The following is a 15,392-nucleotide window of genomic DNA, read 5'->3' as shown; positions in this document are numbered from 1 at the left end:
AAACCTATTCCAAACTGCATAGTGCTCTTGATTATATGGTTGTATATTGTAAATAATAGATGTTTTTTTTAAGTAATCGAAAATACTAATTAATCTTCATTTAAATCACTTTTAGTTAGATAATGGATTAAACACGGTATTTCCTTCTGCATCAATATATTTATAGACTCCAAATGGAGCACCTTTATCAATAATAATATAACTACTGTCTTCCTCTAGATAATTAAGGTGTTTTTTATCTTGACTTAAATGAGAAAATAATATTCTAAAAAAATTAACTGGTGTTATAAATTTATAATCAAAATCAGGTGATTGATCATTCCATTTTATTGACAACATAGCGCTATAAATAGAATAAATCAACCCTTTATCTTCCACCTTTGTTGCTGACTCCTTGGTATTATTAAAGCCAACAAATCCTCCATGATCTGCACTAATTATAATTAATGCATTTTTGTCTTTGTTTTCTATTATTTCAATAGCATTTTTTAGCCAAAGATTAGTTTCTTCTAAACGATTTAAATAAGCTATTCTTTCTGACTTTTTATTAGCCCAATCTGCAGACATATTAGTTATATGTGATGGTAAAAGTTTTTCAATAAAATAAAAACTTGGTGACACCAATTCTTGGGACAAAACCTGCTGCAAATCTTTTAAAACTTCTTTTTTAACTGAAAAACCTTTGTCATTGTAGGCAATCTCACTAGGATTAATATTACAATAATCATATCCTATTTTTGGTCTATTTACTAAAAAGTAAGGATGCTCCAACAATAAATGAGTTTTATAATTGTTCTTTTTAAAAATTTGCAAAACAGGATTATCAGTCACTATTACCTGTCTAGCATTAATCAATTCATTAAAGGCTTTTACAGGTTCAGAATAATAATGATGTTTCATTGCAAAAAGAGAACTGTTCGAGCTTAGAGTAGAGAAATAATTACTCCTATAATTTTTATAGTTTTTAAAACCATTAGTTTTTAGATAATTATTAAAATTTGAATTATCAAAATCATAATATCCTTTATTTAATACTTCTAAATTCACATAACCATCCACTTGTATCATGTAAATGTTTGGCTTCGTTTTAAAAGTCACATTTTTAATAGCATCTGGTTGATCTAACCACTGATTGTTGTAAGAAAAATGTCTCAATAGTATTGGCACAAACATAACGCTTGACAGTAATCCTAATAGCAATTGAAACACTACTATTTTTTTAAAAAAATTATAAAAAGCTATTGCACAAATTATTGATAAAAAAGCAATAAAAAACAAATATTTAGCACTAATCCCAATCGTACTAATCATTAATAAATAGCCAAACCACGAGATATTAACTCCTAAATATAACTGCTTTTTATATGTCTTTAAAAAAGTTGTTTTTGTTAAAAGAAAAGAAATACTTAGCATTACAATTACTGGAATGGCCAAATAAACTAGCAAAAAAAAGAAAAATTGATAAAATGAATTAACCTGAGTGAAATTTGAATTATAATAGTAAAACATTGGATACAATCCTGAAGCTAAACCTGTAATAACAGGGTAATCTGCTTCACTATTTACAAATTTCAGAATACGTTTTTTCATTTAACTTTCATTAAATACAGTACACGATGTGTGCCTGTGATGTGTTGTTTTTCAATAATTTGAAAATACTTTTTGTAACTATTTTCAAAATTATCTTCATTATAAAAATCAAAATACGCTTTAAAATCGGTTTTGCTGTTTAATAAACGTTGTACCCAAGAATCTTCTCGTTTAGGAAATTCAATAATAAAATCTTTTGAAAACGAAGCAAAAAACCTAGCAGACATGTCAAAACTAACATTTCCGCTTAATGACATATGATGTATTACAGCTAAAGCCAATGTTGTATCGGGAGCAAAGTCTTTGATTCTTTTTAAAAACGAAAATCGCTCTAAATTATTAAAACCTATACTTGCTGAAGGATTTAAAACATCTAAAACAAAAGGCGTGATGTAACTATCTTTATTTGTATTTATAAGTTTAAAATTGTGGTCTACAGCATTATTATCTATATCACAAACTAAAGCATGTTGCAATGATGCTTTTATTTTTCTAACAAAAGTACCATCATTACCACCAATATCTATAAGTGTTTTAGTGTTTAAATTATCAACCCATTGGTTAATTATTTTTGACTTAAAGTCGAATGAACTATCACAATAATTAATCTTGTTATAGTAATTACCCCATTCGCTACTTTCTTTTAAATTCAGCTTTTTTATATAATCATACAGGCTTTGTACAATATTTAACTGTGCTTTTTTACTTAATGTGCTTGCTTTTGTTTCTCCTTTATAATCTTGGTTATGCTTATCTTCAAACTTGGCTAAAAGATGAATATTTGAATACAAAAAAGGATTCAATTTAGTCTTAAACGGAAGCATAGAAGCTAACATTTTAAGAGGAATACCATCCATAAAATTACTAATAAGTTTTAAAGACTGTGAGCCATGATAATGTGCTAAAACTAATGGTCCTAAAAAATGAGTTATAAATTGCTTGTAAGCTCTCCAAGGTGAGTTTTCTATATAAAAATCAAAAGATAACGTGTCTATAAAAACAGCTTTACCCTTATTAAAAGTAACATTAAATGCAGAAGCGTCTTTTAAAGTAAATCCATGCTCAATAGCAAATTTCTGAAGCTTTAAAGTTAATAATGCTGCAGCTTTGTATTGATTAAAACTCCACTCATAAGGGTAAGTAATAAAAGAGATGTGCTCTGGTTGTAAGACTATTTTTTCTGAAGACGAAAAAACTTCGTCGTGTTTAACTAGTAATTGATTATCAAATAACTGTTTAAAAAAACCAGATTCTTTTAAGGCTTGATATTGCTTAAAGTAAATAGGATTAATTTGTCTTTTAACAACTCCTGCTTCAACAAAAACAAAACCAGAAGGATCTTTATAGGACGCAGTATGATTAGTTATATTGGTCACTAGTTACTTGTGTTATCTATATCAGATTCTTTAACATTTATATCGTCAAACAACTCGTCATTATCTTTTTTAGTCAATCCAAAAAAGGCTTTGACTTTATACAAAATGTTTTTTGAAAATAGCAGGATTGCTGCTACTGCTGCTACAATAGACTGAATAATCATTGCACCTAAACCTGGATCAAAATAAAGACTATACATTGTTTGTTTTTTGTAAATATAAACAATGTAATAGTGCTTTTAAAAAATAGATACTATTTAACGTTTGGATTTTGTTTTATATCTCCATTTAAACGCCAATCAAAAAAAGTAAGGGTTGAGTTTATAATATAAAACACATATTTTACAATATTTGCAATATTACCTTGAATTACATTTTTTATAATTTGTGCTAAATTATAAAAGGACCAAGTTAAAAAGGTTTGCTCATATTTAAAGGCTGTACTTATATTTCCAACCAATGATATACCAAATATTATAGCTACTGTATGCTTAAAAAACTGATTTTTAATATTAGTTCCAAACCAATAAAACCCTAAAAACACAAGTGTATAAGACACTATAAAAGCCAAAGCAATTAGCAGCCAATACTTAGCATCTGCTTTTTTTACTTGTTCTCCTTCGCTCCATTTTTTTGTAGCTAAAATAGCAATAATAAAAGTTAAGGGATAGGTAATAATAGCAGAGTGATTACCAAACAAATAATCTATTATTCCGGAATTAACGGTTGTAAAAACACCTATTAAATTACCTAGATTTTGTTGTTTAACAATCATTCTTGCTGCTAGTAAAGACACCACAGCTCCTAATGTAGATAATAAACCAATTGGAAAAGCGCCTTTAGATATGTAGTCACTAAAACTAGAAAGAGGTATCCCAAATTGGATACCTCCTTGATAATATATAGTTTCATGAAAACCTCTGTAAAAACAGATAACAGTTACCAAAACCACACCAACAATATCAATATATTTAGAGTGTACTACACGTCTAAGTGTTGGATTTGCTAACTGTATTGGTTTCAAATGTTATGCAATCTTGTTTCTTTTACGATCGTTTTCTGTTAACCAGATTTTACGTAAACGCAAGTGATTTGGCGTAACTTCGACATACTCATCTTTTTGTATGTATTCTAAAGCTTCCTCTAAACTAAACTTGATAGCTGGTACAATTTTAGCCTTATCATCTGCTCCAGAACTACGTACGTTACTTTGCTTTTTAGCTTTAGTAATGTTTACAGCCATATCATCTTGACGAGAGTTTTCTCCGATTACTTGACCTTCGTAAATATCTTCTCCTGGTTCAACAAAAAACTTACCTCTATCTTGTAATTTATCAATAGAATAAGGAATTGCTTTACCGTTTTCCATAGATATTAATGATCCTGATATACGTCCAGGAATATCACCTCTTAATGGTTGGTACTCTTTAAAACGGTGTGCCATAATAGCTTCACCTGCAGTTGCTGTTAATAATTGGTTACGTAAACCTATAATACCACGAGAAGGAATTAAAAACTCACAGATCATACGATCTCCTTTAGTTTCCATACTTAATAATTCTCCTTTACGTAATGTTACAAATTCTACAGCTTTTCCAGATACTGTTTCTGGTAAGTCAATAGTTAATTCTTCAACTGGTTCACATTTAACACCATCAATTTCTTTAATGATTACTTGTGGTTGTCCAATTTGTAACTCATAACCTTCACGACGCATTGTTTCGATTAAAACAGATAAGTGTAATACACCACGTCCAAAAACCATAAACTTATCAGCAGTATCAGTTTCACCTACTCTTAGCGCTAAGTTTTTCTCTAATTCTTTTTCTAAACGATCTTTAATGTGTCTAGAGGTTACATATTTACCATCTTTTCCAAAGAATGGAGAATCGTTAATAGTAAATAACATACTCATTGTAGGCTCATCAATTGCAATAGATTTTAAACCTTCTGGGTTTTCAATATCTGCAATAGTATCTCCAATTTCAAAACCTTCAATACCTACAACTGCACAAATATCTCCTACTTGTACGCTTTCTACACGTTTACGTCCTAAACCTTCAAATATAAAAAGTTCTTTAACTCTACTTTTAGCAACAGTACCATCTCTTTTTACTAACGAGATTTGTTGCCCTTCTTTTAATTCACCTCTTTGTAATCTACCAATCGCAATACGACCTGTAAAAGAAGAAAAATCTAAAGATGTAATTAACATTTGTGTTGTTCCTTCATCAAACTTAGGTGTAGGTACATGCTCTACAACCATGTCTAATAATGGCTCAACGTTGTCAGTTTCAACTTTCCAATCTTCACTCATCCAGTTATTTTTAGCCGAACCGTAAACTGTTGGAAAATCCAACTGCCACTCCTCTGCTCCTAACTCGAACATTAAGTCAAATACTTTTTCATGTACTTCGTCTGGAGTACAGTTTTCTTTATCTACTTTATTTACAACCACACATGGTTTTAAACCTAAGTCAATCGCTTTTTGTAATACAAAACGCGTTTGAGGCATTGGTCCTTCAAAAGCATCAACTAATAACACAACACCATCTGCCATGTTTAATACACGCTCTACTTCTCCTCCAAAATCGGCGTGACCAGGTGTGTCAATAATATTAATTTTAGTGTCTTTGTATATAACAGAAACGTTTTTAGAAGTAATTGTAATTCCTCTTTCACGTTCTAAATCGTTATTATCTAAAATTAAGTCTCCTGTATTTTCGTTTTCACGAAACAATTGACAGTGGTACATAATTTTATCAACCAACGTTGTTTTTCCGTGGTCAACGTGTGCAATAATTGCAATGTTTTTGATATTAGCCATAATTGTGCCTTATTTTAAGCGTGCAAATGTACTTAATTTTTATCGAAAAAACAGCTTAATTTTTTTTTTGATAAATTTTTAAAAATAAATGTAACATTTTTATAAGAAGACACACAGATAGTTATGTTAACTTAAGGTAATGGTTTGATATTTATTTTGTTAAAAATATTATATCATTAGCTTTGTTGACATATTAATCAATATCCAAATTTTATTCTTAAAAAATGAAAAAACTATTATCCCTTCTTACCATCACCTTTTTATTTGCAAGTTGTAGCAAAACCATTGACGAAGCTTACCTTGTACCTAAAGACGCTATTGGTGTAATGTATATTAACTTAGAGTCTTTATCTAAAAAAAGTCAAGATTTAGACTTTAGCAAACTAAGTATAAACACAATAATTGAAGACAAAGCACCTGAAGAAATCAAAGACTTTGTAAATCAGTTAATGACGCAAGACAATATTAACAACACTTTTAGAAAAGAATACATCTTAGGTTTTGGGTCTTTTAAAAGAATGTCTGGAGTTGGTGGTTTAATATTACCTATTAAGGACGCTGCATCATTTGAAGCCTTTATTAAGCCAATGATAGATAAATTAAGTAATCTAGAAAAAGAAGACAATGTTGGTAAAGACAATGCTTACACAGTGTATTCTGACAGAGAGTTTGCTATTGGTTATAATGATAAAACTGCTTTAATTATTGGTGCTAATAATTATGCTGCTGCAGAATTAAAAGATTTAACAGACCTAGAAAGACAAGAGTCTATTTTGGCAACCAACTATTTTGATGACTTTTTTGACACAAAGCAAGACATTGGTGTGCATGTAACATCTACACCTTTAGGAGATACTTTTGATGGTATATTAAATGCTTTTTCTGGATTTGATATTGATTTAGAAAACAATAACATTACTTACTACGGAAGTTTTGAAAACGACCACTTACATACAGACACTAAGCTAAAATTAAATAATGACATTAAATCTTTAATAGCTTATGACAAGTGGATGACTACATCATATAGCAAATCTATGTTAAATGCATTACCTAACGACCCATTGGTTGTAACAAAAATGTCAATAGATTTTGAAGCGTTTTATGAGCATATTGTTAGCCTTCAAGACAATAAATTATTACCAGTTCAAATTAGAGAAGAACTTAAAAAAAACATGGAAAGATCAGATCGTGAAGCGTCCAAAGAAATTGGTATGACTACTTCTGACTTTACTGCGTTATTTGACGAAACAATAATGTTTGCCTTAACAGAAGGTAAAACAGTAAAAGATTCGGTTTACAGTTATGATTATTATTCAAGAGAAGAGTCTTATAAATTAATAGAAAAAAAAGTACCAAATATGTATGGTGCAATTGCTATTAAAGATAAATCTAAAGTTTCAAACTTTTTAAGTCTTATTAAAGAAAAAGGAGCGCCTTTACAAGAAATTAGTAAAGATTATTATAGAGTAGACAACGAAGCTTTTGTGGTAATTACTGACGATTTAATTTTGATTACTAATGATGAAGAACGTGCTAGCCAAATGAAAAACAATGGTCAGTTAACTAATAACTTGTCAGATTTTAAACATAAAGACAAATTATCACACTCAATGTATGTGTATTCTAAAGGAAACATTGGAGCAATTACTAATGACTTTTCAAGTTCATTAACTAACATGTTCAATCCTTATGGTCGCTATAACACCTATGATAGTAATAATGCTATGAGTAAATTATCAGAAACAAGCAATGAACTATATGAAAAATATTATGGTGAAATTCATTATTTTGTTGATGTTGATGGTAGTGAATCTTTCTTATACACCAAAGGTGGCAAAAACTCGTTAATACAATCTATCAAATATGGTGACGAATTAGCTAAAACTATGAGTACATTTGAAGATGACCTAAAAGAAGAAGAAGTGACTGAAGAGGTTATTGAAGAGATAATTGAGATAGAAGAAGTTGAAGAAACAACTAACTAACACAAGCCTAAGTGCATATAAACATACAATCTATTACACCAGATTTTTTTACTCCAGCTTCGTCAGAAGTCTGGAGTAAAAATTTTGAATTACTTCCAAATTCAAAATATCTAGTTAAAGCAGTTTCAGGAAGCGGGAAAAGTTCTTTTTTTAACTTCCTTTATGGATTAAATAATCGATTTTCGGGTACCATACAATTTGATAATTCGGCTATAGCTTCATTATCAGAAAACGACTGGACGTCTTTAAGACGAAACAAAATAGCAATTGTGTTTCAAGGTTTACGTTTGTTTCCAGAATTAACAGCTATGGAGAATATTCAACTTAAAAACACTTTAACTAATCATAAAACTGAAACCGAAATCTTAGCAATGTTAGCACAATTAGACATCGATCAATTAGCTAATAAAAAAGCAGACACGTTATCTTATGGACAGCAACAACGTGTCGCAATTGTTAGGGCTTTATGCCAACCTTTTGAGCTATTACTACTTGATGAGCCTTTTAGTCATATTGATAAAGCACAAATTACAAATGCAGTTAATTTGGTTAACCAACAAGTAGAAGCCAATCAAGCAACACTTATTGTAGCTAGTTTAGGAGACACTTATAACATCAATTATACTAAAACTTTATTATTATGATTGATACATTATTAAAAAAACAAGTTGATAAATCTCAACTTATCTTTTTTGCTTTAAGCTCTAGCTTAGGCTTAGCAATTTTATTAATCGTTATTCAATTATTTATTGATACACGCTCAGTTTTTAACTCTGAAAACGATTTGTTAGGCAATCAAAACCTAATAATTTATAAAGATTTAGGACGTGATAATGCATTTACAGATCAAGAAATAAAAGAATTACAACAACAACCTTTTATTAATAAAACTGGTGACTTTACACATGGTACTTACCGTGTTTTAGCAAGTGTAACACTGCCTAATTACACTGGTATTTCAACCGAAATGTTTTTAGAAGCAGTTGGCGACCAATTTATTGATATCAAAAGTATTGATTGGTCGTGGCAACCAGGAGACAGAGAAGTCCCAATTATAATTCCTAAAAATTATATAAACTTATACAATTTTGGATACGCAGCAAGTACTGGAATGCCTCAGATTAATGAAAAAATCATAAGACAAATCCCAATCGAACTTAAACTTACTGGCTCAAGTCAAACCAAAATGTATTCAGCTTACATTTTAGATGCTTCAGAAAAAATAAATTCGATATTAGTACCAGAATCGTTTTTAAATCATACTAATAAAACGCTAAGTCCAAATAAAGCTAGCAAAATTTCTAGAATAATATTAGATGTCATCAACCCATCAGATCCAAAATTACTAGAGTTTTTAGCATCAAAAAACTACAATTATTTATCAAACGATGTACAAAACTCAAAATTAAGCTATGTATTAAAATTAATATTAAGCGTGGTTTTAGCAATTGGATTGTTAATCACATTTTTATCCATTTATTTAGTAGTTACTAACATTAACCTACTGATATTAAAAAACAAACAGACCATAACACAGCTTCATTTTTTAGGATATTCTAAAGTTCAGATAGCTAAAGTATATCATAAAATAGCTTTTAAAATCTTAGGTGTTTCAATTATCATTGCTTTACTAATCAGTATTGGATGTAAGTTTTGGATTGCTCCTTATTTAGAAATTTTACATGTTGACAGTACATTAATTACCATTGCTTACCTTATTATTATAAGTATTATAATTTTTATTGGTTTGGCTGTATATTATCGCAAACACACCAATAGCAAGATACAGCAAATGTTAAGACCAAACACTAGTCTACTAACTACTGAAAATTAACGTATCTTTGTTGCCTAATTTATTTAAAATAATGACACTTCAAGATATACCAAAAATAAAACATACTGATAGTAAAAACTTTTTTTTGCTATGTGGACCTTGCGCTATTGAAGGCGAAGACATGGCTTTTAGAATTGCTGAAAAAGTAGTTACAATTACCAATAAGCTAGAAATCCCTTATGTATTTAAAGGTAGTTTTAAAAAAGCAAACCGAAGTAGAATTGACAGTTTTACAGGAATTGGTGATGAAAAAGCTTTAGAAATCTTAGCTAAAGTTTCAGAAAAATTTAATGTACCAACGGTTACAGACATACACGAAGCTAGTGATGCTGCAAAAGCTGCACAATATGTAGATGTATTACAAATACCAGCTTTTTTAGTTAGACAAACAGATCTTGTTGTTGCTGCTGCAAAAACAGGAAAAGTTGTTAACCTTAAAAAAGGTCAATTTATGAGTCCTGAAGCTATGAAGCATGCAGTACAAAAAGTAAAAGATGCTGGAAGTGACAAAGCCTGGATTACTGATAGAGGTACAATGTTTGGTTATCAAGATATGATTGTAGACTTTAGAGGTATACCAACAATGCGTCAATTTGCTCCTACTGTTTTAGATGTAACACACTCTTTACAACAACCAAATCAAAGTGCTGGTGTTACTGGTGGACGTCCAGATATGATTGAAACTATTGCACGTGCTGGAATTGTAAATAATGTAGATGGTTTATTTATAGAAACACATTTTGATCCTGCTAATGCCAAAAGTGATGGCGCAAATATGTTACACTTAGATAATCTTGAAAATTTACTAAGCAATCTAGTCGCCATAAGAAAAACTATCAATAGTTTATAATTACCAAAATTTCTTTTTTAAATAATGAAAAATTTAACGCTAAAACATTTAGCATTATTAAGTCTTGCGCTATTTTCAACATTAGCGTTTGCCCAAAACAACAACGACACGCAGAGATACACTGCAAACAACAAAGGAAAATTTTATATCAGTTGGGGAGGAAACAGAGAAACGTTTTCTGAATCTGACATCAGGTTTCAAGGTGATGGTTACGACTTTACTATTAAAAACGCTACTGCAGAAGACAAACCTAAAGGTTGGCATGTAGACTATATTAATCCAACTAGAATGACCATACCACAAACCAATTTTAAAGCTGGGTATTTTATTTCTGACAAATACAATATATCACTTGGTGTGGATCATATGAAATATGTAATGAACAGAAACCGAAGCCAAAATGTAACCGGTTATGTTAACCTTCCTGCAGATGAAGAAGGGAGTGTATTTAACCAAGAATTTGATGGCAGTGAATATGTTGTATCTGAGGACTTCTTAAAGTTTGAACACACCAATGGATTAAATTATGTGTATGTAGAAGTCAATAGATTTGATGACATATCGTCCATATTTAAAATAAATAATACAGACAAGTTTCAATTAAATATAACAGAAGGTCTTGGTGCAGGTGCTTTGTATCCAAAAACCAATACGACGCTTTTAGGTAAAGAAACTTATGATGAATTTCATTTATCTGGTTACGGAGTTTCAGCAAGTGTAGGGCTAAACTTCACCTTTTTTAAATACTTTTTTATTCAAACCGATTTAAGAGGTGGCTATATAAACATGCCAGATATTAGAACAACTAGTAATGCTAATGAAAGTGCTTCACAACACTTTTGGTTTTTACAACGTGTATTTTCAATTGGTGGACGTTTTAGATTATAAAAACTAATACAAAGTCAATGCATCCTTTAAAACAGTAATAATTACAGTATCCTTTATTTCATCTACAGATTGATACCTTAAAGACATCATTTTCTTTCTGTTTTCAGTAATATGATGAGACTTATATGCAGTAATTTGTGTTCCTTTTACAAAAGCTAAATCTACAAATTGCTTTTTATGACTAGCGTTTAAATAACAAAAAGGCATTCCGTTTACATAGTAAAACGGAATGCTCCATTTGTATTTTAATTCAAAATCTGTTATTGTGTATTCTATAATAACCTGCAAATGCAACAAAATAGAACGATACGGTTCTGGTTGTTTTATTATATAATCTTCAGCAGGATTCAATAGCTATACTATAAAATATGTAGTAAACTTAACACACCAATAGCTAATAAAGCAATTCCAATAATAGCTTTAAAAGGCATTAATTTTCCAGATACTTTTTTTAAGGTTTCTTCTAAAGCTGGCACTTTTCCAAACACGTGAGTTAACAATAATAATCCACCAATAATACTTACAATCCCGTAAATACTAAAACCGCCAGATAAAAGCCCGAGTATTGGTAGCACTATTAATGCGCCTCCAATTACTGTCTGAAAAGGAGCTAAAACACCTGCAATTTTATTAAAAAAGTTAGCGTCACCATCCCATTTATCAAGTGTTGCTAATCCTAATAACACACCTCCTGAGATGTTTGCGATGTCTAAAAGTAATCCTGTTAATGCCATAATAATTTATTTTTTTAATTGGTTAAAGGATAAATTTATGAAAATAAACCGCACAAAAGCACAAATGTTAAAATGAATATTAAGAAACTTTTAACTTGTGTATTAAAACAAATTAAATTTACTTTGCAATTCAAAGTACTTTTACCATGAGCGATACAGATTATTTAAAAGACATTAGCGAGATTAAAAATTTAATGAATAAATCTTCAAGATTTATTTCATTAAGCGGTCTTTCTGGGATTCTAGCAGGTATATATGCATTAATTGGTGCTGCAACTACTTACTATTTGGTTACAAAATATAGCTACGGAACGTTAATATTAGATGGTTGGGTATTTAGAAGTGTATTTTTAATTTTAATAATGGTAGCTGTTTTAAGCTTTATAACTGGAGTGTATCTAACTACAAAAAAGGCAAAACAAAACGGAGAAAGTATTTGGGATAGCTCGTCAAAACGGTTAATCTTTAATTTTTTAATTCCGTTAATAGCTGGAGGATTATATATTTTAATAATACTTAGTCAAGGACGCTATGGACAAACTGGTGGTTTAATGCTTATTTTTTATGGTTTAGCATTAGTTAGCGCATCAAAATATAGCATTGGTACAATAAAGTATTTGGGCTTTGCCGAAATTATTTTAGGACTAACCGCAACCCTTTATCCTGGTTATGGGTTTTGGTTATGGGTTATTGGTTTTGGAATAATGCATATTGTTTACGGTACATATATGCACTTTAAATATGATGTAAAAAATAAGTAATATTTTAGCGGACGCAGAAATTAAATAAATGAGCATAATTACTAACATCAATAAAGTATTTGACCACAGAATTAGACTTGGTATCATGTCTGTTTTAATGGTTAACGAGTATGCAGATTTTAAAACACTAAAAGAACTACTTGGCGCAACAGATGGTAATTTAGCAAGTCATACTAAAGCTTTAGAAAAAGCAGAATACATAATTGTTGAAAAACAATTTATAGATCGAAAACCTAATACAAGATATAGTGTAACCCAATTAGGTCAAGCCGAATTTAAAAAGCATATTAATGCGCTTGAAAAACTAATTAAAAAACAATAATCCTTTTTTTTAACTTTTAACTTTGAAAAACAAAGTACTTTAAAATGATAAAACAACGTAAACAAATCATCGCTTGGCTATTTAAAGTCACTCAATATGTATATACAAAATACTTTAAACGCAATGCACCATGGAATATCAAAAAACAGCAATTATTACAATTACCTCAGCATACCTTTGGTCACCATTTGGGTGCATTTTTAGATACAAATGGATTTGAATTAATCCCAAAAGCAGAACGTCATGATGCCTATCACGTGTTAACTGGCTACAATAGTAATGAACAAGATGAAATTGCTTTACAATACCTGTGCTTTGGCAATGGTAAACGCAGTTTGTATTTGTTTGGTGTAATAATTATAGGAACAATAATATTACCAGATTACTGGACGTATTATAAGCAATCTTATAGTATTGGCAAAAAGGCTAATTCCTTTTACAACTTAGACTATAAAGGTTTATTAAACACCTCTTTAACAACATTAAAAAGTACAATATTTACAAACCCTAATAACATAACAGAATGAAAACTTACATCAAACGTTTTTTAACCTTAACCATTTTAATGATACTTGCTGTAATATTGGCAAACTTTCATATTGAATATAGTGCACAAGGAAAACTGTTTAATAATATTGAAGATATCCCTAAAAACCGAGTGGGTTTAGTCTTAGGTGCTGGGAAATATGTTGGAGAAAGTAGTCGTGTTAATTTATATTATAAATACCGTTTAGAGGCTGCTTTTTCACTCTTTAAAAACAAGAAAATAGATCTTATTTTAATTAGTGGAGACAATAGTAGCATTGATTACGACGAGCCTTCAACCTTCAAACAGGACTTAATACATTTAGGAGTTCCGGAAGACAAAATAGTATTAGATTATGCAGGTTTTAGAACTTTAGATTCTATTGTCAGAGCTCATAAAATATTTGGTTTAACCAATTTTACAATCATATCACAACAATTTCATAATGAACGTGCCATTTACTTAGCCAACAATAACCAACTAAATGTTATTGCTTTTAACGTAAAAGACATAAAAGGCAAATATGGATTAAGGACTAAAGCAAGAGAATATTTAGCCAGAACAAAAGCCATTATAGATGTTATTATAAACAAACAGCCTAAATTTTTAGGCCCTAAAATAGAACTATAATGTCTTTAAAATTTAACCCTATATTTTTTGCCCTAACAATAACTTTATTAGTTATAGAAATTAGTATTGCTTACTTTTTAAACAGTGGATTTATCCGTTTTACACTAGGCGATTTTCTAGCATCAATACTTGTGTATTGCGCTATAAAAACAATTTTAAAAACGTCCACAGTTACTGTAGCTATTATTGCATTAATTATTTCATTTAGTATCGAGTTTGCCCAACTAGCCAATCTACTAGATTATTTAAACCTAAGACATAACACACTAACTTCCATAATACTTGGTAGTCATTTTAGTGTTCAAGATTTAATTGCTTATGCACTTGGTATAATAACTATATATTTTGTTGACATTAATTACATCACGACTCATGAAAACTATTAGACACATTTTACTTACCCAATACAAAACAATACAATCAGTAATTATATTAACAACATTTAGCATACTATTACTACTACTTAGGATAAAGTTAACCAACACATATTATTTCATATTTTTAATTTGGAATTTATTTTTAGCAGGAATCCCTTATTTAATAAGCAGTTATTTGTCAACTTATAACACTATAAATAAAATGTCGCTTTTGACTATTAGTTTTGTTTGGTTGCTATTTTTACCTAATGCTCCATATATAGTTACAGATTTATTTCATTTAAAATATAGCCATCAAGATTTACTTTGGATAGACACACTTATCATTATAGTATTTACAATAACAGGACTACTATTGTTTTACAAATCGATAAAAACAATGTGTTTAATTTTTGAGACTTACGTCGAAAAGAGAGTTGTTACATTCAGTCTACCAATACTATTCATGTTAGTTGGTTTTGGAGTATACTTAGGTAGATTTTTACGATTTAATTCATGGGAAATAATAAATAAACCTTGGACTATAATTGAAACCATTATGTCCATAATTTTACATCCAATAACATATAATTATGCATGGATATTTTCGATTGTATTTGGAGCAACTTTATATGTTGGTTATTACATTTCAGACTCAACAGCTAATAAAACAAAAAAAGCGTCCTAATTTAGGACGCTTTTTTATTCTT

The 15,392-nt window shown here is 29.8% G+C and carries 18 protein-coding genes; 11 read left to right on the top strand and 7 right to left on the bottom strand.

All coding sequences use genetic code 11. The annotated features are described in order from the left end of the window. Nucleotides 1–111: 111 nt before the first annotated feature. Genes JAO71_RS11635 through typA form a run of 5 tightly spaced genes read right to left on the bottom strand, consistent with a single transcriptional unit; the run spans nt 112 to nt 5,793 of the window. Nucleotides 112–1,590 (bottom strand): sulfatase-like hydrolase/transferase, encoded by a 1,479-nt coding sequence (locus JAO71_RS11635; protein WP_203000956.1) that lies wholly within the window; start codon nt 1,588–1,590, stop codon nt 112–114. Next, nucleotides 1,587–2,966 (bottom strand): class I SAM-dependent methyltransferase, encoded by a 1,380-nt coding sequence (locus tag JAO71_RS11630; RefSeq protein ID WP_203000954.1) that lies wholly within the window; start codon nt 2,964–2,966, stop codon nt 1,587–1,589. The genes JAO71_RS11635 and JAO71_RS11630 overlap by 4 nt, the downstream gene beginning before the upstream one ends. Then, nucleotides 2,966–3,166: a hypothetical protein gene (locus tag JAO71_RS11625; protein WP_028290334.1), complete on the bottom strand. Its 201-nt coding sequence runs from the start codon at nt 3,164–3,166 to the stop codon at nt 2,966–2,968. Before JAO71_RS11625 ends, JAO71_RS11630 begins: the two co-directional genes overlap by 1 nt. Nucleotides 3,167–3,219: 53 nt before the next feature. After that, nucleotides 3,220–3,990 carry a nicotinamide mononucleotide transporter family protein gene (locus JAO71_RS11620; protein ID WP_203000952.1) on the bottom strand — a complete coding sequence of 257 codons (771 nt, stop codon included), beginning with the start codon at nt 3,988–3,990 and terminating at the stop codon, nt 3,220–3,222. A 3-nt stretch (nt 3,991–3,993) separates the two neighbouring features. After that, nucleotides 3,994–5,793: a translational GTPase TypA gene (gene typA, locus JAO71_RS11615; protein WP_028290336.1), complete on the bottom strand. Its 1,800-nt coding sequence runs from the start codon at nt 5,791–5,793 to the stop codon at nt 3,994–3,996. Nucleotides 5,794–6,017: 224 nt separating this feature from the next. Between typA and JAO71_RS11610 the strand changes: the two genes are divergently transcribed. From JAO71_RS11610 to JAO71_RS11590, 5 genes are read left to right on the top strand one after another with little or no spacing between them, the layout of a single operon-like run. Then, nucleotides 6,018–7,781 (top strand): DUF4836 family protein, encoded by a 1,764-nt coding sequence (locus JAO71_RS11610; protein WP_203000950.1) that lies wholly within the window; start codon nt 6,018–6,020, stop codon nt 7,779–7,781. 11 nt (nt 7,782–7,792) lie between these two features. Beyond that, nucleotides 7,793–8,425, top strand: coding sequence for an ATP-binding cassette domain-containing protein (locus JAO71_RS15880; protein ID WP_054851775.1), 633 nt, complete (start codon nt 7,793–7,795; stop codon nt 8,423–8,425). Beyond that, a complete protein-coding gene (locus tag JAO71_RS11600) occupies nt 8,422–9,615 on the top strand; it encodes a hypothetical protein (RefSeq protein WP_203000948.1) in 1,194 nt (397 codons plus the stop codon). Before JAO71_RS15880 ends, JAO71_RS11600 begins: the two co-directional genes overlap by 4 nt. Before the next feature lie 31 nt (nt 9,616–9,646). Continuing rightward, a complete protein-coding gene (gene kdsA / locus JAO71_RS11595; RefSeq protein WP_028290340.1) occupies nt 9,647–10,465 on the top strand; it encodes a 3-deoxy-8-phosphooctulonate synthase in 819 nt (272 codons plus the stop codon). A gap of 24 nt (nt 10,466–10,489) precedes the next feature. After that, entirely contained in the window at nt 10,490–11,353 is an 864-nt protein-coding gene (locus JAO71_RS11590; RefSeq protein WP_203000946.1) for a hypothetical protein, read from the top strand. Nucleotides 11,354–11,356: 3 nt separating this feature from the next. Here JAO71_RS11590 and JAO71_RS11585 read toward each other — a convergent pair whose 3' ends face one another. Together JAO71_RS11585 and JAO71_RS11580 are read right to left on the bottom strand one after the other, a co-directional pair. Then, nucleotides 11,357–11,704, bottom strand: a complete 348-nt coding sequence (locus JAO71_RS11585; RefSeq protein ID WP_203000944.1) for a DUF1801 domain-containing protein — start codon at nt 11,702–11,704, stop codon at nt 11,357–11,359. Nucleotides 11,705–11,712: 8 nt separating this feature from the next. Continuing rightward, complete coding sequence (locus JAO71_RS11580) at nt 11,713–12,087, bottom strand: hypothetical protein (RefSeq protein ID WP_028290343.1); 375 nt, start codon at nt 12,085–12,087, stop codon at nt 11,713–11,715. 146 nt (nt 12,088–12,233) lie between these two features. On the opposite strand from JAO71_RS11580, the gene JAO71_RS11575 reads away from it, so the two are divergent. From JAO71_RS11575 to JAO71_RS11550, 6 genes are read left to right on the top strand one after another with little or no spacing between them, the layout of a single operon-like run. Next, nucleotides 12,234–12,848, top strand: coding sequence for a hypothetical protein (locus JAO71_RS11575; RefSeq protein WP_203000942.1), 615 nt, complete (start codon nt 12,234–12,236; stop codon nt 12,846–12,848). 28 nt (nt 12,849–12,876) lie between these two features. Continuing rightward, on the top strand, nt 12,877–13,170 hold the full coding sequence (locus JAO71_RS11570) for a winged helix-turn-helix domain-containing protein (RefSeq protein ID WP_028606785.1): 294 nt from the start codon (nt 12,877–12,879) through the stop codon (nt 13,168–13,170). 44 nt (nt 13,171–13,214) lie between these two features. Then, nucleotides 13,215–13,697, top strand: a complete 483-nt coding sequence (locus JAO71_RS11565; RefSeq protein WP_116824244.1) for a hypothetical protein — start codon at nt 13,215–13,217, stop codon at nt 13,695–13,697. Beyond that, complete coding sequence (locus tag JAO71_RS11560; protein ID WP_203000940.1) at nt 13,694–14,326, top strand: SanA/YdcF family protein; 633 nt, start codon at nt 13,694–13,696, stop codon at nt 14,324–14,326. Before JAO71_RS11565 ends, JAO71_RS11560 begins: the two co-directional genes overlap by 4 nt. After that, nucleotides 14,326–14,712, top strand: coding sequence for a ribosomal maturation YjgA family protein (locus JAO71_RS11555; RefSeq protein ID WP_203000938.1), 387 nt, complete (start codon nt 14,326–14,328; stop codon nt 14,710–14,712). The genes JAO71_RS11560 and JAO71_RS11555 overlap by 1 nt, the downstream gene beginning before the upstream one ends. Continuing rightward, nucleotides 14,699–15,370 carry a DUF1361 domain-containing protein gene (locus JAO71_RS11550; protein WP_203000936.1) on the top strand — a complete coding sequence of 224 codons (672 nt, stop codon included), beginning with the start codon at nt 14,699–14,701 and terminating at the stop codon, nt 15,368–15,370. Before JAO71_RS11555 ends, JAO71_RS11550 begins: the two co-directional genes overlap by 14 nt. Nucleotides 15,371–15,392 lie beyond the last annotated feature (22 nt).

It is taken from the genome of Olleya sediminilitoris, assembly GCF_016785945.1.
GTDB lineage: Bacteria > Bacteroidota > Bacteroidia > Flavobacteriales > Flavobacteriaceae > Olleya > Olleya sediminilitoris.
Note: the sequence above shows the minus strand (reverse complement) of the source record. Positions and strands in the feature narration are given on the sequence as shown.

Coding starts and splice junctions, on each gene's coding strand:
- JAO71_RS11635 (WP_203000956.1), bottom strand. CDS start 1,590: ATGAAAAAACGTATTCTGAAATTTGTAAATAGTGAAGCAGATTACCCT.
- JAO71_RS11625 (WP_028290334.1), bottom strand. CDS start 3,166: ATGTATAGTCTTTATTTTGATCCAGGTTTAGGTGCAATGATTATTCAG.
- typA (WP_028290336.1), bottom strand. CDS start 5,793: ATGGCTAATATCAAAAACATTGCAATTATTGCACACGTTGACCACGGA.
- JAO71_RS11610 (WP_203000950.1), top strand. CDS start 6,018: ATGAAAAAACTATTATCCCTTCTTACCATCACCTTTTTATTTGCAAGT.
- JAO71_RS11600 (WP_203000948.1), top strand. CDS start 8,422: ATGATTGATACATTATTAAAAAAACAAGTTGATAAATCTCAACTTATC.
- kdsA (WP_028290340.1), top strand. CDS start 9,647: ATGACACTTCAAGATATACCAAAAATAAAACATACTGATAGTAAAAAC.
- JAO71_RS11590 (WP_203000946.1), top strand. CDS start 10,490: ATGAAAAATTTAACGCTAAAACATTTAGCATTATTAAGTCTTGCGCTA.
- JAO71_RS11580 (WP_028290343.1), bottom strand. CDS start 12,087: ATGGCATTAACAGGATTACTTTTAGACATCGCAAACATCTCAGGAGGT.
- JAO71_RS11575 (WP_203000942.1), top strand. CDS start 12,234: ATGAGCGATACAGATTATTTAAAAGACATTAGCGAGATTAAAAATTTA.
- JAO71_RS11570 (WP_028606785.1), top strand. CDS start 12,877: ATGAGCATAATTACTAACATCAATAAAGTATTTGACCACAGAATTAGA.
- JAO71_RS11565 (WP_116824244.1), top strand. CDS start 13,215: ATGATAAAACAACGTAAACAAATCATCGCTTGGCTATTTAAAGTCACT.
- JAO71_RS11560 (WP_203000940.1), top strand. CDS start 13,694: ATGAAAACTTACATCAAACGTTTTTTAACCTTAACCATTTTAATGATA.
- JAO71_RS11555 (WP_203000938.1), top strand. CDS start 14,326: ATGTCTTTAAAATTTAACCCTATATTTTTTGCCCTAACAATAACTTTA.
- JAO71_RS11550 (WP_203000936.1), top strand. CDS start 14,699: ATGAAAACTATTAGACACATTTTACTTACCCAATACAAAACAATACAA.